Genomic DNA, 17,566 nt, shown 5'->3' on the forward strand with positions numbered 1-17,566 from the left:
AGTTAATTGGGTTGTCCAACGGAGGTGGGGGAAACGAGCGATCATAGTGTCCTCATCAATCGCGGCGGCAGACAGCTCGATACTCTGGGGGAAGGGATATCAACATAAGCTATCTATAGGGGCAGTCTATCATTTTTATCTTGAAATAACCCTACATGTGGTATGTCGACCGAGGGAGATTGACATGGCAGACTCAGTGCAGACGGGTGCCGCGCTCCCGATCGCCCTCCGAATGCTCTCGACCCCTTCGCAATTGGAACGCCAATCCGTTAGGCTCAACAGAGGTGCTTTGCCAGTTTGGAGACTCTTGAATGCGATCCGCCAATCCTCGTCCCGACTTCAATCTGCCCAATATTCCCATTTTGATTTATCTGTTGGCCGGTCTCTTATTTATCCTGCTGACGGTGGGCTCCCAATGTTTGTTGGTGGTACCTGCCGGAGCGCGGGCAGTCATCTTTAATTCCTTCAGCGGTTTGGAAGCCACTCCGAGAGGAGAAGGCTTCAGCATTTTGCTGCCAGTCATCGAGTCCCCCATCTTCTATGACGTGCGCACCCAAACCTACACCATGGCCTCGCAGCGATCGGAAGGAACGGTGCAGGGGGACGATGCTTTGCGGGTGCTGAGTTCTGACGGCCAGCAAATTTCCCTCGATGTCTCTGTGCGCTACCGTCTCGATCCTGCTAAAGTCTCCCACTTGCACCAAACAATTGGTTCCCGCTATTTGGATAAGGTGATTCGTCCCGAGGTGCGTACGGTGGTGCGCAATGAATTAGCTCTGCATCAGGCGATCGCCGTGTTCTCGGACGAGCGAGAACAGATTCAAGATGCGATCGAAGCGCAACTGGCCTCTAAGTTTGCCGATAACGACTTGATTTTGCAGGATGTCTTTTTGCGCAACGTGAAATTCTCCGATCAATTCCAAACGGCGATCGAGCAAAAGCAGATTGCAGAGCAGGAGAAAGAGCGGGAGCGCTTTTTGGTGGAAAAAGCTGAGTTGGAGAAGCAGCGGACGATCGTTCAGGCGGAGGGGGAGGCTTCAGCCATTCAGTTGAAGGGGGAGGCGCTGCAGCAGAACCCTGAAATTGTCCAGCTAGAGTATGTTCTCAAGCTAGCTCCGGGCACCAAGGCAATTGTGACGGCGTCCGATCGCATTACTCAACCGGGGAGTTTGGGCCGCTAGAGATCGCCACAGACTGTCGCCGTCAGGGGATGATGAGTGCGAGTCGCGCGAGGAATAGCGTTTTTGGCGACCCTAGTCATTTGTCCGGGCATCCACGAGCCGCGTCTGAGCGACCGTTTTGTCACCGCCCTGGATCGGCAACTGCAAGCTTTAGAACCAGCCCCGCACCAGAGCAGAGCTCAAGCCTATGGCCTGCTTCCCGCCAATCGCTATTCCCCCTTCTGTGGTTTGGCGGTTGGGGCCTACCTCTTGCGCTATTGCCAGCTCCAGGAGCCTCTCATCTCGATTGGGTTTAGTGCTGGTGCGATGGGGGCGATCGCTGCTGCCCAACTGTGGCAACATCAAGGCGGCACTATTGCAGCGGCGATCGCGCTGGATGGTTGGGGGGTGCCTCAACTCGGTCAATTTCCTTTCCATCGAGTCAGCCACGATCGCTTTACCCATTGGAGTTCTGCTCTGTTGGGTTCGGGGCGAGATAGTTTTTATGCCGATCCGCCCCTAGCCCATTTGGATCTATGGCAATTTCCCGATCGCGCTTCGGGTTGGTGGTTGCGCAGCCCGGAAGCGGGCCCATCCCCACCGGTTCGAACCACTGCCATTGAATTTATTGCCCAGATGCTACTGCGCTATGGTTGTGGCCACAAGCTCGAACCACTGCCGTGACATCCTCAATCGATGCTGTAGTGCTTACCGCAGATGGCAGCACCGCTACACCAAAACGAGTTCGCCAGAGCAACCAGTGTTAGATTCAGTCGAATCGCCTATTCAATCCCTTCAATGCGGTCTTCCACCTCAGCATAGATTTCCTGCAGGCGATCGATGTTCTCGTCAGACGTCTCCCAATAGCCCCGACCGTTCACCTCGAGCAGCGTTCCCACCATGCGACGAAAAGAATTGGGGTTGAGATTCATGAGGCGATCGCGCATTTCCTTATCGTCAATAAATGTGGCATTCACATCCTCGTAGACAAAGTTATCCACTGCCCCAGCCGTCGCCGACCAGCCCATCGTATTCACCAACCGGTTGGACAGCTCCCGCACCCCCTCGTAGCCGTGGCTGAGCATCCCCTCGTACCACTTTGGATTGAGCAGTTTAGTGCGAGCATCCAACCGCACCGTCTCGGACAGCGTCCGCACCTGAGCATTCGCCGTCGTAGTGTCAGCAATGTAGGCCGCCGGAACTTTGCCGTCCTCCCGCAACGCTGACACGATCTTGGTGGGATCGGAATCGAAATAGTGAGAGACATCCGTGAGGGAGATCTCGGAGGAATCGAGGTTTTGGAACGTGGCGTCAGCGGTTTTGAGAGTCCGCTCGAACAGGTCGCGAGATCGATCCATCACGCCGGGGTTATCCGAGTTGAACGCAAACGACTTGCGCGCGAGATACATCTCCTGCAGTTCCGCCTCCTCTTCCCAACTGCTGTTCTCCACTGCCAAGTTCACGTTCGAGGAATAAGAGCCCGAGGCATTCGAGAAGACGCGAGTAGCAGCCTGACGGACGCCAACCCCCATCTCCTCCGCCTGGGCCAAGGCATGTTTGCGCACGAAGTTCATCTCCAGCGGCTCGTCCGCTTCAGCCGCCATCTTGACTGCACGGTCCAGCAGCGCCATCTGGTTGATAAACAAATCGCGGAATACCCCCGAGCAGTTGATGACCGCGTCAATGCGAGGGCGACCCAACTCTTCTAGGGGAATCAACTCCAGCTTGTTGACGCGACCCAATGAGTCGGGCATGGGGCGTACCCCCACCATCCACATAATTTGGGCTAAAGACTCGCCGTAGGTCTTGATATTGTCGGTGCCCCACAACACGCAGGCGATCGTCTCGGGCCAATTGCCGTCATTGTCGAGCCTCTGGCGATCGAGCAGGCGATCGACCACAATCTTGGCGGACTGAACGGCAGCACTCGTGGGAATCGACTGCGGGTCCAGAGCGTGAATGTTTTTGCCCGTGGGCAGAACGCTGGGGTTGCGGATGGGATCGCCGCCGGGACCCGGCATAATGTACTCCCCCTCCAGCGCCTGAATCAGACTACCCAACTCGAAATCGGCACAAGCCTGCTCCAGACAAAACTCCAGAAACTCCATTAGGGGCTTGAGCTGCTCGGCATCCACATGGGGGAAACCTGCTGCTGCCAAAGCGTCCAGCCAAGGAGCCTTGCGACCCAGACTCAAGAAATTGAACTTGGAAACGAGAGAGACGCGCCCTTCCGCATCCGTTTGCGCTTTCACCAGAGCGCCGACCGCATCGCGCACCCCTTGGGTAATGTCCTGCAAACGCTGAACGTCTTCTAACACCCCAGCATCGTTGTTGCGATAAATCTCTTCAATATCGCGATCGATGCTGCGGGCAATCAGGCCGGGCAAGCCCATAATCTCCTCTTCGGGGCGATCGATGCTGGCGATATTCACCAACGTGGCGATCGCCTCTTCTGCAGAAGGCGGCTCGCCAATCACATGCAAGCCGCAGGGCAGCAGGCGCGCCTCAATTTCCATCAGCTTGGCGTACACTTTCCCGATCAGAGTATTGCGCTCCTCCACCGACAGTTCCTTCGCATCTAACTCGGGCAAGTCGATGTCCTTATCGAGGTTGCAGATACGGCATTGCTCGACGATCGCATTCACAATCTGAATGCCGCGACCGCTATCCTTGAGGGATTGGTAGGACCCAATCAACTCGCTCAACTCCTTCAGACCCTTATACAAACCCGCATTTTCGGCAGGCGGAGTGAGGTAGCTGATGGTCTCGGCATAGCTGCGACGCTTGGCGATCGTGGCCTCGGAGGGGTTATTGGCAGCGTAGTAATAGAGATTGGGAATCTTGCCGATCAGGCTGTCGGGATAGCAGGCGCCGGACATGCCCATTTGCTTGCCGGGCATAAACTCCAGCGAACCGTGGGTGCCGAAGTGCAGAACGGCGTCTGCCCCCCAAATGCGCTCTAAGTAGGTGTAATAGGCGGCAAAGCCGTGGTGGGGGCTAGCCGAGCGGGAGAACAGCAACCGCATGGGGTCCCCTTCGTAGCCAAAGGTGGGCTGCACGCCGATAAAGAGATTGCCAAAGGACTTGCCGTACACCAGCAGATTGCGGCCGTCGGTGTTGAGCTCGCCGGGAGGGGGACCCCAGTTTTCTTCTAAGCGACTGGAATAGGGGGTGAGCTGCTCGTATTCGCGCACTGGCATCCGGTAGGCGACATTGAGCTGGGGGCTGCTATATTGCGCCTGAGAGTCGTGGATCACTTGCTCCATCAATGCTTTGGGAGATTCGGGCAAGTCTTGCACGTCATAGCCGTTGCGCTGCAAGGCTTCCATGACGCGGTAGATGGAGCCGAAGACATCGAGGTAAGCGGCAGTGCCGACGTTGCCTTTATCGGGGGGGAAGCTGAAAACAGTGATGGCTAGCTTTTTATTCAGCTTGGGCTTGCGCCGCAGGCTGGCCCATTTCATCGCTCGACCGGCAATGGATTCAATCCGATCTTGAAGGGCGATCGCCTTACCCGTCGCGCCATCGCGGCCGGACAGCACGATCGGCTCGATCGCTCCATCCAATTCGGGAATCGCCATCTGCAAGGCCACCTGAATGGGATGCAGGCCCAAGTCACTCTCTTCCCACTCTTCGGTGGTTTGGAACACGAGGGGCAAGGCCACCATATAGGGACGATTCAGCCGCTTGAGGGAGTCGATCGCCTTGGGGTGATCCTGTCGAGCGGGACCGCCCACCAGGGCAAAGCCCGTTAGGGAGACGACGGCATCGACTAGTGGTTTATCTTGCGTAGAGGCAGGATCGAAGAAATAGGCATCCACTGGTTTGGAGAAATCTAGGCCGCCAGCGAATACGGGCAGAACGCGGGCGCCCATGCTCTCCAGCTCCGACACCATGGCGACATAGTGGGCATCGTCCCCCGTGACCAGGTGGGTGCGCTGCAGGACCAAACCGATGCAAGGGGAGAGGGGATCTTTTTGATCGTCTGTCAGATCGGGGCGGGACTCGTACCAATCGAAGTACGCTCGCACGTCCTCGTACATTTGCGGCGCTAAGGGGTGCCAGATCCCCATGTCGGGATAGGTAACGGGATCGCTGTACTCCAGAACGGTATTCCCTTTCTGCTCGCCATCCAGAACGTACTTGTCGGCAATCATCAGCAGGAAGTTAACCAGGTTCTCTTCCGAACCCCCCAGCCAATATTGAAAGCTGAGCATGAAGTTGCGAGCATCTTGCGCTTTATCGACGGGCAGGTATTTGAGTACCTTAGGCAGGGTGCGCAGTAGTTTGAGCATGGCGTCTTGGAAGGACGCCCCCGAATTTTCTTTGCGCTTGCGCATGAATTGGGCGATCGCGCTTTTGGATTGCCCCAGTTGCGCCATCGAGAAACTGCCCAGTTTATTGAGGCGCATCACCTGCGGCATGGAGGGGAACACCACAGCGGCATCGAGGCGATCGCGGTGGGGCTGCACGGCAGCGACGACTTTCTCAGCTAAGTCTTCGATAAAAATCAACGAGCCAATAAACAAGTTGGCCTCGGCAATATCCTGCTGGAAGGCTTCGTAATTGTCGGCATCCCGCAATTCTTCAATCAGGTAGCCACTAATTTCGATCGCCACGCTGGTGTTGGAGGCGTTAATGGCACGTACCGCTGCCGACAGAGCACTTTGGTACTGGGGTTCGAGCACGACGTAAACCACCCGGATCAGGGCTCGATCCCCCACGGTCTCTGGCTCGATGTGTCGAATCGATGGTCGAACCTGAGTGAACATGGGCAACTTCTCCCTCAATGAATGCAAAGCGTGCGAATCTCGACAGAGATCTACGATGGGTACAGGCTCCCCATCGTAACCAAACCAATCGAAATTCAATCCTCGTTTTAGCAGACTTCTTCTCAGTAATTAAAAATCTGTACAAGTCTTTTAACAAAACATCATGCTCTGAGTGCAGATGCGGCCTGAGTAATGGCGCAAAAGCACTTGACAAAATGACTGAAGCTTACTGACTTGACAACGATCGAGATTGTCAGTTCTTATTTTTTCATCGAATTGTAATCCTGTGGCCGTTCAAATTTGAGCGGCAGTCGTAGCGATATTGGGTGGCATTCTGACGCGAGCGTTGGCCGACTCTTTGACAGGCATTCGGATTGACAGGCATTCGGATTGACAGGCATTCTGACGGTCTCATAACCCTTGGCGTTCCCGCTTGTGAGGGATTTGACCGGAGTATGGGTGGGGATCGCCAAAATCTTCAGGCGGGCACATCCCCGTTTGTCATGGGCCAGAACTCGATGCTCGGCAACCGAGCGCAGCGAGGCCATTGCTGGCTGTAGCAACTATCCGCTCGCAGCTATTTGTCAGCCACTTTATCTTTAAACGATTTACCGGCAGAGAAGGCTGGCACCTTGGTGGCGGGAATGGTGATTTTTTCGCCAGTTTTGGGATTGCGACCTTCGCGAGCTTGGCGTTCGCGGGGTTCGAACGAGCCAAAACCAACGAGTGTGACCTTACCTCCCTCGGCGACGGTTTCGACGATGGTATCGAGTGTGGCCGATAGAATAGTATCGGCATCTTTCTTGCTCACGCCTGCAGATTGAGCGATCGCGTTCACTAACTCACCCTTGTTCATAGCGGCAATTCTGTATTCAGATTGACTTCACGCTATAGTAAAGCCTGCAATTGCTGTCAGGGCAAGCTTTTGAGAGGTTTTCTTCGATTTTTTGGGAGTTTTGTGAGGATTTGACCGCATTTCAGCCGATTTTGACTCTCTCATTCACTAAATCCAATCCTTCCGATGGGGATCGATGGGATGGGAACGCCACAGTTACAGACACCTCAACGAACGACAAACGGGCGATCGCCCTCAATCTCCTCGCTCGGCGATCGCCACATCCTCTGCCGCCCAATTCTGAGGCTTGAGAAAGACATCGTACAATTCCGCTTCGCGACTGCCCGGTTCGGGATGGAAATCGTATTCCCAACGCACTAACGGCGGCAGCGACATCAAAATCGATTCAGTGCGCCCATTCGTCTGCAAGCCAAAAATCGTCCCTCGGTCGTACACCAAATTAAACTCTACGTAGCGCCCGCGACGATAAAGCTGAAACTGACGTTCGGCATCGTCATAATCCATCTCGCAGCGACGCTCCACAATGGGCACGTACGAAGGCAAGAACGCCTTGCTGCAATCTTGCACGAAGCCGAATAACTGCTCCCAACTGCGATCGCCAATCGAGAGCTGAGTAATGCCTTCGTCGAGATTGGCGGCACTCGACTTGCACAGCGGCCCGGGACGCCCGTCTTGGTAATCGAAGAAAATGCCGCCCACCCCGCGAGCCTCGTCGCGATGGGGCAAATAAAAATAGCGATCGCACCAATACTTAAAGGCTCGATAGTAATCGGGATGGTGGCGATCGCAAGCCTGTTTGATGGTGCGGTGAAAATGAACCGCATCGTCTCGAAACGGATAGTAGGGAGTTAAATCGACCCCGCCGCCAAACCACCAGACCGGTCCTGCCTCGAAATAACGGTAATTCATATGCACCGTCGGCACATAAGGATTGCGGGGGTGTATCACCAAAGACGTACCGGTGGCATAAAAACCGTGCCCTTCCACCTCGGGCCGCTGCTTGACAATCGACGGCGGTAACTTCGACCCAAACACCTCGGAAAAATTCACTCCGCCCTTTTCAAAAATGCGCCCCTCTTCCATAACGCGCGATCGGCCGCCGCCCCCCTCCGGACGCTCCCAGCTATCTTCGCGAAAGCTAGCCTCGCCATCGATCGCTTCTAGTGCGGTACAAATGCTGTCTTGGAGTCCTTGCAGAAACTGGCTGACTCGTTCCCTAGTGGTTTGAGTAGGGGCAGTAGGAGTGGCGGTCATAGAACGAGTGGGATTTCAAAAAGCTTCACTATCTTCCCATTCGGGAGAAGGGCTGGCAACACCGCCTTCATCTGCAATCCGCTCGATGGTTGCAAAAATGGGGTTCGACCGTTTAAAGTAGTAGGCCGTGCCATTGCCTAAATATCATGCCGAAAGTTAAGACTCGTCGCGCCACCGCCAAGCGATTCCGCATCACCAGAACGGGGAAGATCGTGCGTCGGCACGCCAATCACAACCACTTGTTGGAGCACAAGACCTCCAGTCGCAAGCGCAAATTGCGCAAGACGTCTTTAGTCGCCGAGTCGGATGCGGCAAATGTCAAGTTGCAGCTACCCTACTCCAATTAGTCCAAATTAGGAATTAGGATCTCCACCTTAAAGATTCTCCACCTTAAAGATCGCGCATCGCTCGGCCGATGCTGCCATCGCCGATTTTCATTTGTAAGCAGTCACTCTAACTATCATGTCGCGAGTCAAACGGGGAAACGTCGCCCGCAAACGACGCAAAAAAATTCTCAGGCTGGCGAAGGGCTATGTCGGCTCCCATTCCAAGCTCTTCCGCGTTGCTAATCAGCAGGTGATGAAAGCATTGCGGAACGCCTACCGCGATCGCCGCCGTCGCAAGCGGGATTTCCGTCGCCTCTGGATTGCCCGCATCAATGCTGCCGCTCGCCAGCGGGGGCTCAACTACAGCACTCTGACTTACAAGCTGAAGCAGTCCGATATCGCATTAAATCGCAAGATGTTGGCCCAGATGGCCATTCTCGATCCAGAAGCGTTTTCCAAAGTGGTAGAAACTGCTAACCAGTAAGGTGGGACGAATGCTCGCACATGCCAGATCGAGATAGTAGCAATGGCTCGAAGCGACTGTTCTTGAAGGAAGCGCTGCAACGAGTAGCGGTTGGGATAGTCCTTGTTTTGGGGACTATCCCGTCTTTGTGGAGGGGGACTGTGGCGGCTCGCCCCTGGCAGGAGATTGCCGCTAGCGGTCGCTTGCGGGTGGCCGTGAAAGATAACCTGCCACCCCTAGCGTGGCGGGATAGTCATGGCACTTGGCAGGGATTTGAGATTGCGATCGCCACCGAGTTGGCCGAACGAATGCTCGGCGACGGGGCGACAGTCGAGTTTGTAGCGGTAAGCCATCAGGATCGCTTGGCGGCGACGATCGACGATCGCGTCGATCTGGCCATTGCCCAGATTGGTATTACGATCGATCGACTGCGTTTGGTGAGTTTTACAGAGCCTTACTATCTCGATGGCACGACGGTGGTGGTGCCGCTGGGTAGCCCGCTGACCTCTACGCTAGATTTGACGGACGAGACTCTCGCAGTGTTAGCGGGCTCGGCGGCGATCGCGACCCTCAATGCAGCGGCTCCAGAGTTAGCACTGGTGGGGGTGAGCTCCTATCGAGAGGGCCTAGAGACATTGCAGCAGGGGCAAGTGGATGGATTTGCTGCGGATGCATCGGTGATGGCGGGTTGGGTAGCAGAGCAGTCTGACTATCGACTCCTGCAGCCTCTCTTGTCGGGCTCGGGACTGGCGATCGCCTTACCCAAGGGGAATCAAGCTTCGGAATTGCGTCGCCGCACCCACTCGATCGTCCGGGAGCTCGCCGATTCGGGCTGGTTTGAAACCCAGGCAGAGCAATGGGGGTTGCCTTGATTGACGCTCATCCCGCTAACACTTCGCGTATAGCAGGAGATTCCCCATTCACAGAATCTTGGCTAGAGTGCAAAACACTCCCCGCCAGAACCTCTCCAGGGGCATTTTCAGCACTGTCCGCCCAACATCTACGCCCACTACATGACCCACCAATGGTGGTTCTGGGATGACGATATCGGCCCGAAAAGTGAGCATGACGTAATAGCCTGATGCTCGTTTGACGACCCTGGCTTGCTTGACGGTGAAGCCCTCTGGATAGGGGCGCGAATGGCGAATGGCCATCCAACCCAGCCCTGGCAGCTTAACTGCCCCGTCTCTCAACGGAGCTTTGCCCAGTTGAGGAAAAGAGAATGACCGCATTCGCCCCGACTTCTCGAACCGGGGGAACCCAGCCCCTAGCTTTTTGCGGCGGTCAAACGCTTGGTCTAAACGCCTCAAAACTTGCTGTAACGCCTGGGCATTGACGAGAGCGGCCACGATTATTTCTTGCAGGTGACTGACGCTCGACCCGATACGGGGGGATTGTCGGGAGCTACCCCCGCTGAAGCCGTGTCGTGGGGCAAAATCGACTGAAAATCTTCATCGCAATAGCCCAATACAAGCGCGATCGAGATCGAGCTGCTCAACGAATTGATACCGAATATTTCGGAATGCTACTTCGCATCACACCTAGTAAAAGGACGAGCCATCTCCGCCAGAGCTTCCTAGATTGGAACTTGAGACTTTTCCCCTCTGTTGAGGATTTGGCATCATGCACTCGCTCAAGCTTCGCACTCATAACTATCGGCAACCTGCTGCCCCTATTGTCGAGCGTACCCCCGCCCAACAGCAGGCGATCGCCGAAACAGGTACCGCCGCCCTCCAAATTCTGTCGATTGGCCTCCTCTCCGGTCTGTGCTGCTACGCAGGCTCTTTGCTGTTGTTAGCGACCTTTCCATAGACTGCTGTGATAAAACCTGACTCGTAACTGAGTGCTGGCAAGCTGAATTGCCCCCCTACTCCTCATAAAGTTCCCGGTCCTGCTAGAGGAAGATCGGGTAGGTGAGCTGTTCTAGGTAGTTGCCATAGCCGATGCCGTCGTCGCGTAGGATGGTGCAAAAGCTCCAGACGTTAAATGATTGGGGCTGTGTTCATCAGGAGTTTTCCTGAGAGTTCTGGCTGGTTGTGCAGACTGAATCGCGGCTGAGCTGTTTGCCGTCAGTTTGATTGGATCTCTCGGGGGTCTAGGCGGTTTACCCATTGCTTATTCACCAACACATCGACGGCAATCGCGATCTGGCGGGGGGTAAATTGTCGCTTGCGGTCGTTCCAGGCGTAAGTTTGGCTGACAACTTCATCGACGGAGTTAACGGATTCAGTTTTCACAATCCAGTGAACTGTGGACAATAGCTCCAGGCCAAAGGCGGACTCGAATCCTTCTACTAGCGACGCTACCTTATCAAAGCGATCGCGAGTTTCTGGACACTGTTGTAGAAATGCTGTGGCTTCTTCCACTGCACCCGGTACCAATTGGAGCGGTTTGTCGGGGGCATCGCCGCCGTCTGCGTAGCCAGAAACGAGATGCCCTTCGATTGCATTGAACACATGGCGCAGGTTTTCGGCATAGGGACCATAAGAGGCTTTCCGGTACTGCAGCTTCAACGGCTCACCGGCTTCCTGCATGAAATACATTAGCTTGTGGACTTCTAGCAGAGTGACAGTGGGATCGAGTAGACCGCTGAGGTAGCGGCGCATCAGTTCTACCAGCGCGGCTCGTCCGGCTGTCATGGTCGGTACCTTACGATTGCGCACCATGGTTTCAGTGCTAGGCGCGCCAAGTGGTTCGTAGATTGCAACGTGTACATCAGTGAGTGGTTGGAGCGCTGCCTCGATGCGAGGCTTAACTTCTGACCAGTTGAGTCCGCCCAGCCCGCTACCCAAAGGTGGGATGGCAATGGACTGAATGTTGTATTGGCGGATCGTCTCCACCAGCGCCTTGAGTCCTGAATCGATATCTTGTATTCGGCTGGCCCCGCGCCAATGGCGTTTGGTGGGGAAGTTAATGATGTAGTGAGGATGGATGAGTTGTCCGGTTGCAAACACGAACATTTGCCCAGGCTGCACTGCTTCCTTCTTACAGGCGGCGGCGTAGGCTTTGAAGTTTTGCGGAAATGCTTTTTTGAACTGAAGCGCAATGCCGCGCCCCATCACGCCAACGCAGTTCACGGTGTTGATCAGGGCTTCTGCATCGGCGCGTAAGATATCGCCTTGCGTATACTCGATCGTCATTGCTGCCTCCCGATCAGTAGTACCAGTCTTTCTTGATTTGAACCTGGGGTCGATGGCCACCCGCAGGCAAGGCATTAGCTACCTGTTGATAAATTACCTGTGAATACACGCCGATGCGTTCGATCAGATGCCAGGGAAAGCTGCATTCCAGCAGAAATTCTGCTTGCTTCCCCTCCTTGCAAGCTTGCCAATGGGTGGCTCGAACAGCTTGCCAGTTTATTTCATGCAACTGCTTGAGGTCGCAGCGGTTTTCAAAATAATAAGCCCCAGCATTCGATAGGGTAAAGGCCCAACGCTTGCCATGTTGGTCTGCCCAGGTAACGCAAGCGCGTAGGTCGGCTTGCAGATGCACAATTGGCTCCTGCCCGCCGCGATAGGTGAGATCGGTATGATTGCCTTGATAGAGGAGGTAAAAGCACGATCGATCGCGGACAGAAATAAAACGGCACGCAGTCACCCACATGTAACCCTGGATGACTAGTCAAGGGGAGTGTGAGCCGCCGTTGTTTGATATGACTCATACCAATGGTGGTTCCCGTTGATGCTCGCGCAGCAATTTGGGCATCGCACCACATATAGCCATCCGCGATTATCGACTGCAGCCGGTCTACATGCACGATATGGTAAATCTTCGGCTGAGCGGGTACCGTCACCTCGCTGCCTCCTTGCGACGGGTTTGCTGAAAGCCTTAAACGCCAGAGTTCCCCCGTCCCCGAAATTTGGGAAAGGGGGGGACAGACAAAGCTCTAGCTCTAGTCTTGAACCAATTCTAATTGGGTGGTGCGGCTCGTAATGCCTCCGGCCATACTCGTGAGTTCGATGTTATAAACCGTGCCGTCTATAGAGAGCGGACCGGGGCTGACACTGAGGCTGAAATTGCCCTCTGCATCTGCTTGCACAGTGCGGTCGGCTAGTGCTCGCTGGGTCGAGATAAAGCCCCCGAGGGAATTTTCAGACACCACGCTAATGGAAACAGAGGCATTGGGGGCAGTGGTACCGGCAATAGTAAAGGAGTTGCCGGAAACGCGATCGCCATTTTTGTGGCTGGTCACGCGCGGCTGCAGCGATTCGGGCGTGAGGGCAGCAGTGGCAGGCACCTCGTCGTCCCCAATACCGCTCACATCGACTTGCTCGACATTGACCTCAGCAGCAGCTACTAAAGCGATCGCGCGATCGGCAGTCGCAAAGCGCACCTCCCCCTGCCGCTCCAGACGAGCCACCACAATTCCTTCAGCCGCCAGATCGTTCGCTCCCACAGCTTTGCTCGCCACATACACCCCGCGAGAAACTTCTGCAGCGTTCAGTGACTGCAGTTGCCTGCCGTCTTTGACTAAAAACACCCTGACGATGCTGTCAGGCGTGCCGTTCACCGTCACCAACAGCATTTCTCCTTGGGCGATCGCCTCGCCGGTGCCGTTGTGGGAAACCGACTCGATCTCGGCGACGTTGGGAGTCACAACCGTGAAGCTCCATTGCGCCTGTTGGGGCTGATTGGCCGTATTGGTGAATTCAAGTCGAATTGTATGATTGCCGGGGGAAAGTGGGTTGCGGGGTCGGTAGCTAAAGAAGTCGGCAGTGATGACCGATGCGGCGGTGACATCGGTGCCATCCAAAAAGATGCGCAGGCTGCCGGGGCGTATAGAGTTGCCGTTCCGGGCAGAGAAGGACGCCGAGATCGCAGAACTGGGATCGACGTTGGTGGTGCCTTGGGAGGGACTGGGGTTGGTGATGCGCTGGGCGATCGCTGCAGAGGGTATGAGGGCGAGGGTGGCGATCGCGGCGGTGGAGATCAGACTGCGGGAGAGCCAATAACGAGCGTTCATAAATGTGATATCTCGGGGACAATCGAATCAGTAAACTATGCTGCTATAGCATCCTGACTGAGCCAGACGGAGTTTAGTTCCTGGCGCTGGGTCGAGGTCGATTGGAGGCGATCGCGCTGCAATCAGCTCAAATGTCATCCCAGATACAGTTCCACCCGTTCCCCTCCCCTAAGATGCCGACCATACAGCTCTTGAGAGAGTGGCTTCTAGGGTTCCGAGCGATGGCGCTGTCTGGACCGAGAGAGGCAGCCGCCCAGCATCAGCTGAGGGGTGACACGGCGGGATAAAAGCCCGGGAGGATGATGTTGGCCTACCATTGGGGTCAACGGCAGTTCGCCGCCGTCACCAGAGAACGAGCATGTCCGACTTAAACGGATATTCCAACGAAGCCGAACGGGGTTTGGGGGAAGAAGCGAAGTTATCCGAAAGCGGCTGGCAGCGAGAGGTACAACGGGGGCTGGAATTTGGCCTCGAAGCCGCTGACAGCATTCGCGATCGCAGCATCCCCACCTTCTCTCGCGGCGAGCTGCCCCACTTCGCCGGCATCAATACTTTCCTCAAAGCCCCCTACGTCGAAGACGTGCGGGAAGTGGGCAACTACGATGTTGCCATCCTGGGCGTCCCCCACGACTGCGGCACCACCTACCGCCCCGGCACCCGTTTCGGTCCCCAAGGCATTCGCCGCATCTCCGCCCTCTATACCCCCTATAACTTCGAGCTGGGGGTGGACCTGCGGGAATCGATAACCCTGTGCGACATCGGCGATGTCTTCACCATCCCCGCCAATATCGAAAAATCCTTCGATCAGATTTCCAAAGCCGTCGCCCACGTCTTTGCCAGCGGTGCCCTGCCCGTCATTCTGGGGGGCGATCACTCCATCGGCTATCCCACCGTGCGTGGCGTCTGCCGACATTTGGGGGATCTGAAAGTCGGCATCATCCACTTCGATCGCCACGTCGACACCCAAGAAACCGACCTGGACGAGCGCATGCACACCTGTCCCTGGTTCCACGCCACCAATATCAAAAATGCCCCGGCTGAAAACTTGGTCCAAATGGGGATTGGTGGCTGGCAAGTACCCCGCCAAGGGGTGAAGGTATGCCGCGAGCGGGCGACCAATATCCTCACCGTCACCGACATTACCGAAATGGGACTGGATGCGGCAGCGGAGCTCGCGATCGAGAAAGCGACTGAGGGTACTGATTGCGTTTACATCAGCTTCGACATTGACTGCATCGACGCCGGATTTGTCCCCGGTACCGGCTGGCCCGAACCCGGCGGCCTGCTACCTCGCGAAGCCTTGGGATTACTAGCCCGCATCATCCCCAGAGTGAAGGTCTGCGGTCTCGAAGTGGTGGAAGTGTCGCCCCCCTACGACATCAGCGACATTACTTCCTTAATGGCCACCCGCGTCATCTGCGACTCGCTAGCCCATATGGTGCGCTCCCAGCAGTTGCCGCGCCTGGGAGTCAAGCCCAGATTCGTCCACAACCACGCACAACCGGAACTGATTGCCGACTGGCGGGGGCGCTAATGCACGAAGTCGATATGACCAAAGCGCTCTTCGCCACGCTGGAAGATTGGTGGGTGTCGCAGCCGGACCCCCCGGAGATCGAGACTGTTTATCTGCTGGTGGGGGATTTCACTTGCGTGGAACCCGCCAGCTTGGAATTTGCCTTTGACGCCCTCAAACAGGGTACGTTTCTGGACTCGGCTCGATTGGCGATCGAGCGCATCCCCTTTGTGGCCTACTGTCACACCTGCCAGTGCAACTATTTCCCCACCATTGAAGAACAATACGCTTGCCCCGCCTGCCGATCGCCTCTAGAGGACATCCGCTCTGGGCGGGAATTGAAAATTTCTCGGTTGGAGTGTCGGGATGCCGTTGCAGCCGAGGAACAAACGATGTGTCATTCAGGTTGAGGGAAGCCGATGCACCAAGTCATCGATATGGCAGGAGTCGATCTCCTGCAGGCCAACCAAGCCGGAGCCGATCGCAACCGGGCTCAGTTCGATCGCTGGGGCATGACCTGTCTCAACGTCATGAGCAGTCCGGGGGCGGGCAAAACGGTGCTGCTGGAAAAGACCTTAGAGGCGTTGCGCGATCACCTGAAGATCGCCGTCATCGAAGGGGACATGACCACCCAACTGGATGCCGAGCGCCTGCGCCGCTGCGGGGTCCCCGTGATTGCCATCAACACCGGCCGATCGTGCCATCTCGATGCCCATATGGTAGCGGGCGGCATGCACCAGCTAGAGCGCGAGCACAGCCCAGAACAATTCGATTTAGTCTTCGTCGAAAACGTCGGCAACTTGGTCTGTCCGGCGGAATTTGAAGTGGGGGAACATGCCAAAGTGGCGCTGCTGAGCCTGACAGAGGGGGAAGACAAACCGCTCAAATATCCGGTCATGTTTCGGGAAGCAGACTGCCTGCTCGTTTCCAAACTGGATTTGGCTCCCTATCTAGAGGTCGATCTCGGCCAGATTGAAGCCAATGTGCGCCAGCTCAACCCCAACGCCAGCATCATTCCCCTATCGGCCAAATCCGGCGAGGGACTCGAACTCTGGTTCGAGTGGGTGCAGCAACAGGTCCGCAGAGTCCGATCGCAACAGCCGCAAGTGGTCCTCTAACTTCCCCTCGCACGAGCCTTCCGATCCTGCTAGAAACCTTTCCCCCTATGCCCTGCGCCCTCTAGGAGTATCCATGAATTTTCGCAGCTTATTTCCCACTTGCGCCCTCGCGCTGGGCCTAGCGATCGCCGGTTGCGCTCCCAGTCCCGACCCCACCGCCACCGAGCCCCTCACGATTGGTTACAGCAACTGGGCGGGCTGGTGGCCTTGGGCGATCGCCGAGCAAGAGGGCTTATTCGAGGCCAACGGTGCCCATGTGGAACTGCGCTGGTTCGATGGCTATCTTGCCTCGATGGAAGCCTTTGCTGCCGGTCAATTGGACGGTAACACCCAAACCCTCAACGACACCATTTCGTTTGTGGCCGATTCTGTGAATGGGCAAGTGGTGGTGTTGGTGAACGATAACTCCGCAGGTAACGACAAAATTATTGTGGCGGAAGGGATCGACACGATCGAAGACCTGTTAGGCAAGCGAGTTGCTGTGGAGGAAGGGGTAGTGGATGATTTCCTGCTCACCCTCGGTTTAGAGGAGGCGGGCTACAGTCGCGACGATGTCGAAATTATGCCTTTGGAAACCGGTGCTGCCGCTGCCGCTTTTGCCGCTGGTCGGGTGGATGCCGTCGGTGCCTTTCCTCCCTTCTGGCTGACTGCGCTGGAGCGAGAGGGCAGCCGAGAGCTGTTCAGTTCTGCCGACTTCCCTGGTGCGATTCCCGATTTGCTCGTGGTCAGTCAAACGGTTATCGACGAGCAGCCCGAACAGGTGCAAGCGTTAGTGAACACCTGGTTCGACATTCTGGAATTCATGCAGGAAAACCCCGAACGGGCGGATGAAATCATGGCCGCACGGGCTGGCGTCAGCCCGGAAGAACTACAACTGTTCAAGGAAGGCACCCGCTTTTTCACCCTTGAAGATAATCTAGAAGCCTTTAGTGAGGGAGATAGCTTCGCGTCCATGCCCTACGCCGCTGTAGAAATGGCGGCATTTATGGTGGGCATGGGCTTCATTCCCGAGGCCCCCGACCTCAGCACCCTGTTCGATCGCCGCTTTGTGGACGCCTATGCCGCATCGCTGGCGGAATGAGCGATCGCCCAACCATTGCTTGAGGTGTCAAATCCCGACTGGCACCTTTAATCGAGTTCC

At 56.0% G+C, this 17,566-nt stretch carries 18 protein-coding genes, 1 pseudogene and 1 riboswitch; of the genes and pseudogenes, 11 read left to right on the forward strand and 8 right to left on the reverse strand.

All coding sequences use genetic code 11. The features are described 5' to 3' along the window. Nucleotides 1–311 precede the first annotated feature (311 nt). Entirely contained in the window at nt 312–1,181 is an 870-nt protein-coding gene (locus tag SYN7336_RS09380) for a prohibitin family protein (protein WP_017325680.1), read from the forward strand. A 63-nt stretch (nt 1,182–1,244) separates the two neighbouring features. Then, complete coding sequence (locus SYN7336_RS25190) at nt 1,245–1,844, forward strand: hypothetical protein (protein ID WP_038026802.1); 600 nt, start codon at nt 1,245–1,247, stop codon at nt 1,842–1,844. Nucleotides 1,845–1,942: 98 nt separating this feature from the next. Here the strand turns inward: SYN7336_RS25190 and SYN7336_RS09390 are convergent, their stop codons facing one another. From SYN7336_RS09390 to hemF, 3 genes are all read right to left on the reverse strand, one after another. Beyond that, nucleotides 1,943–5,932 (reverse strand): magnesium chelatase subunit H, encoded by a 3,990-nt coding sequence (locus SYN7336_RS09390; protein WP_026100852.1) that lies wholly within the window; start codon nt 5,930–5,932, stop codon nt 1,943–1,945. A gap of 577 nt (nt 5,933–6,509) precedes the next feature. After that, nucleotides 6,510–6,788, reverse strand: a complete 279-nt coding sequence (locus SYN7336_RS09395) for an HU family DNA-binding protein (RefSeq protein WP_017325683.1) — start codon at nt 6,786–6,788, stop codon at nt 6,510–6,512. 234 nt (nt 6,789–7,022) lie between these two features. Further along, nucleotides 7,023–8,042: an oxygen-dependent coproporphyrinogen oxidase gene (hemF, locus tag SYN7336_RS09400; RefSeq protein WP_017325684.1), complete on the reverse strand. Its 1,020-nt coding sequence runs from the start codon at nt 8,040–8,042 to the stop codon at nt 7,023–7,025. Between the two features lie 146 nt (nt 8,043–8,188). On the opposite strand from hemF, the gene rpmI reads away from it, so the two are divergent. The 3 genes from rpmI to SYN7336_RS09415 all read left to right on the forward strand — a co-directional run bounded on the left by rpmI (nt 8,189) and on the right by SYN7336_RS09415 (nt 9,703). Then, entirely contained in the window at nt 8,189–8,389 is a 201-nt protein-coding gene (gene rpmI, locus SYN7336_RS09405; protein WP_017325685.1) for a 50S ribosomal protein L35, read from the forward strand. Between the two features lie 115 nt (nt 8,390–8,504). After that, complete coding sequence (gene rplT, locus SYN7336_RS09410) at nt 8,505–8,852, forward strand: 50S ribosomal protein L20 (protein WP_017325686.1); 348 nt, start codon at nt 8,505–8,507, stop codon at nt 8,850–8,852. Between the two features lie 140 nt (nt 8,853–8,992). Beyond that, entirely contained in the window at nt 8,993–9,703 is a 711-nt protein-coding gene (locus SYN7336_RS09415) for a transporter substrate-binding domain-containing protein (protein ID WP_162139101.1), read from the forward strand. A 48-nt stretch (nt 9,704–9,751) separates the two neighbouring features. On the opposite strand, the gene SYN7336_RS09420 is transcribed toward SYN7336_RS09415, so the two are convergent. Continuing rightward, on the reverse strand, nt 9,752–10,180 hold the full coding sequence (locus SYN7336_RS09420) for a hypothetical protein (protein ID WP_017325688.1): 429 nt from the start codon (nt 10,178–10,180) through the stop codon (nt 9,752–9,754). 15 nt (nt 10,181–10,195) lie between these two features. Here SYN7336_RS09420 and SYN7336_RS28785 point away from each other — a divergent pair, with 15 nt between their 5' ends. Both SYN7336_RS28785 and SYN7336_RS09430 read left to right on the forward strand, forming a co-directional pair. After that, the gene (locus tag SYN7336_RS28785) at nt 10,196–10,276 is read left to right on the forward strand and encodes a deoxyhypusine synthase family protein (RefSeq protein ID WP_255346723.1); all 81 of its coding nucleotides are present in this window, start codon (nt 10,196–10,198) and stop codon (nt 10,274–10,276) included. A 178-nt stretch (nt 10,277–10,454) separates the two neighbouring features. Beyond that, complete coding sequence (locus SYN7336_RS09430; protein WP_017325690.1) at nt 10,455–10,643, forward strand: hypothetical protein; 189 nt, start codon at nt 10,455–10,457, stop codon at nt 10,641–10,643. 257 nt (nt 10,644–10,900) lie between these two features. Here SYN7336_RS09430 and SYN7336_RS09435 read toward each other — a convergent pair whose 3' ends face one another. The 4 genes and pseudogenes from SYN7336_RS09435 to SYN7336_RS09445 form a co-directional block, all read right to left on the reverse strand. Continuing rightward, nucleotides 10,901–11,971: a macro domain-containing protein gene (locus SYN7336_RS09435; RefSeq protein WP_017325691.1), complete on the reverse strand. Its 1,071-nt coding sequence runs from the start codon at nt 11,969–11,971 to the stop codon at nt 10,901–10,903. 13 nt (nt 11,972–11,984) lie between these two features. Continuing rightward, entirely contained in the window at nt 11,985–12,434 is a 450-nt protein-coding gene (locus tag SYN7336_RS25195) for a DUF4433 domain-containing protein (RefSeq protein ID WP_255346715.1), read from the reverse strand. A 7-nt stretch (nt 12,435–12,441) separates the two neighbouring features. Further along, nucleotides 12,442–12,546, reverse strand: a pseudogene (locus tag SYN7336_RS32680) (DUF4433 domain-containing protein); the annotation flags it as partial. 177 nt (nt 12,547–12,723) lie between these two features. Next, nucleotides 12,724–13,794 carry a hypothetical protein gene (locus tag SYN7336_RS09445; RefSeq protein WP_017325692.1) on the reverse strand — a complete coding sequence of 357 codons (1,071 nt, stop codon included), beginning with the start codon at nt 13,792–13,794 and terminating at the stop codon, nt 12,724–12,726. A 195-nt stretch (nt 13,795–13,989) separates the two neighbouring features. Next, a riboswitch (guanidine-I (ykkC/yxkD leader) is annotated at nt 13,990–14,094 on the forward strand. Between the two features lie 58 nt (nt 14,095–14,152). Between SYN7336_RS09445 and SYN7336_RS09455 the strand changes: the two genes are divergently transcribed. The 4 genes from SYN7336_RS09455 (at nt 14,153) to SYN7336_RS09470 (ending at nt 17,506) form a co-directional block, all read left to right on the forward strand. Then, nucleotides 14,153–15,328: an agmatinase family protein gene (locus SYN7336_RS09455; RefSeq protein ID WP_017325694.1), complete on the forward strand. Its 1,176-nt coding sequence runs from the start codon at nt 14,153–14,155 to the stop codon at nt 15,326–15,328. After that, nucleotides 15,328–15,717, forward strand: coding sequence for a hydrogenase maturation nickel metallochaperone HypA (gene hypA, locus SYN7336_RS09460; RefSeq protein ID WP_017325695.1), 390 nt, complete (start codon nt 15,328–15,330; stop codon nt 15,715–15,717). The genes SYN7336_RS09455 and hypA overlap by 1 nt, the downstream gene beginning before the upstream one ends. A gap of 9 nt (nt 15,718–15,726) precedes the next feature. Then, the gene (hypB, locus tag SYN7336_RS09465; RefSeq protein ID WP_017325696.1) at nt 15,727–16,425 is read left to right on the forward strand and encodes a hydrogenase nickel incorporation protein HypB; all 699 of its coding nucleotides are present in this window, start codon (nt 15,727–15,729) and stop codon (nt 16,423–16,425) included. Nucleotides 16,426–16,498: 73 nt separating this feature from the next. Continuing rightward, entirely contained in the window at nt 16,499–17,506 is a 1,008-nt protein-coding gene (locus SYN7336_RS09470) for an ABC transporter substrate-binding protein (RefSeq protein WP_017325697.1), read from the forward strand. Nucleotides 17,507–17,566 lie beyond the last annotated feature (60 nt).

This window comes from Synechococcus sp. PCC 7336, assembly GCF_000332275.1.
Classification (GTDB): Bacteria; Cyanobacteriota; Cyanobacteriia; order Thermostichales; family PCC-7336; genus PCC-7336.

Coding starts and splice junctions, on each gene's coding strand:
- SYN7336_RS09380 (WP_017325680.1), top strand. CDS start 312: ATGCGATCCGCCAATCCTCGTCCCGACTTCAATCTGCCCAATATTCCC.
- SYN7336_RS09390 (WP_026100852.1), bottom strand. CDS start 5,932: ATGTTCACTCAGGTTCGACCATCGATTCGACACATCGAGCCAGAGACC.
- SYN7336_RS09395 (WP_017325683.1), bottom strand. CDS start 6,788: ATGAACAAGGGTGAGTTAGTGAACGCGATCGCTCAATCTGCAGGCGTG.
- hemF (WP_017325684.1), bottom strand. CDS start 8,042: ATGACCGCCACTCCTACTGCCCCTACTCAAACCACTAGGGAACGAGTC.
- rpmI (WP_017325685.1), top strand. CDS start 8,189: ATGCCGAAAGTTAAGACTCGTCGCGCCACCGCCAAGCGATTCCGCATC.
- rplT (WP_017325686.1), top strand. CDS start 8,505: ATGTCGCGAGTCAAACGGGGAAACGTCGCCCGCAAACGACGCAAAAAA.
- SYN7336_RS09430 (WP_017325690.1), top strand. CDS start 10,455: ATGCACTCGCTCAAGCTTCGCACTCATAACTATCGGCAACCTGCTGCC.
- SYN7336_RS09435 (WP_017325691.1), bottom strand. CDS start 11,971: ATGACGATCGAGTATACGCAAGGCGATATCTTACGCGCCGATGCAGAA.
- SYN7336_RS25195 (WP_255346715.1), bottom strand. CDS start 12,434: ATGTGGGTGACTGCGTGCCGTTTTATTTCTGTCCGCGATCGATCGTGC.
- SYN7336_RS09445 (WP_017325692.1), bottom strand. CDS start 13,794: ATGAACGCTCGTTATTGGCTCTCCCGCAGTCTGATCTCCACCGCCGCG.
- SYN7336_RS09455 (WP_017325694.1), top strand. CDS start 14,153: ATGTCCGACTTAAACGGATATTCCAACGAAGCCGAACGGGGTTTGGGG.
- hypA (WP_017325695.1), top strand. CDS start 15,328: ATGCACGAAGTCGATATGACCAAAGCGCTCTTCGCCACGCTGGAAGAT.
- hypB (WP_017325696.1), top strand. CDS start 15,727: ATGCACCAAGTCATCGATATGGCAGGAGTCGATCTCCTGCAGGCCAAC.
- SYN7336_RS09470 (WP_017325697.1), top strand. CDS start 16,499: ATGAATTTTCGCAGCTTATTTCCCACTTGCGCCCTCGCGCTGGGCCTA.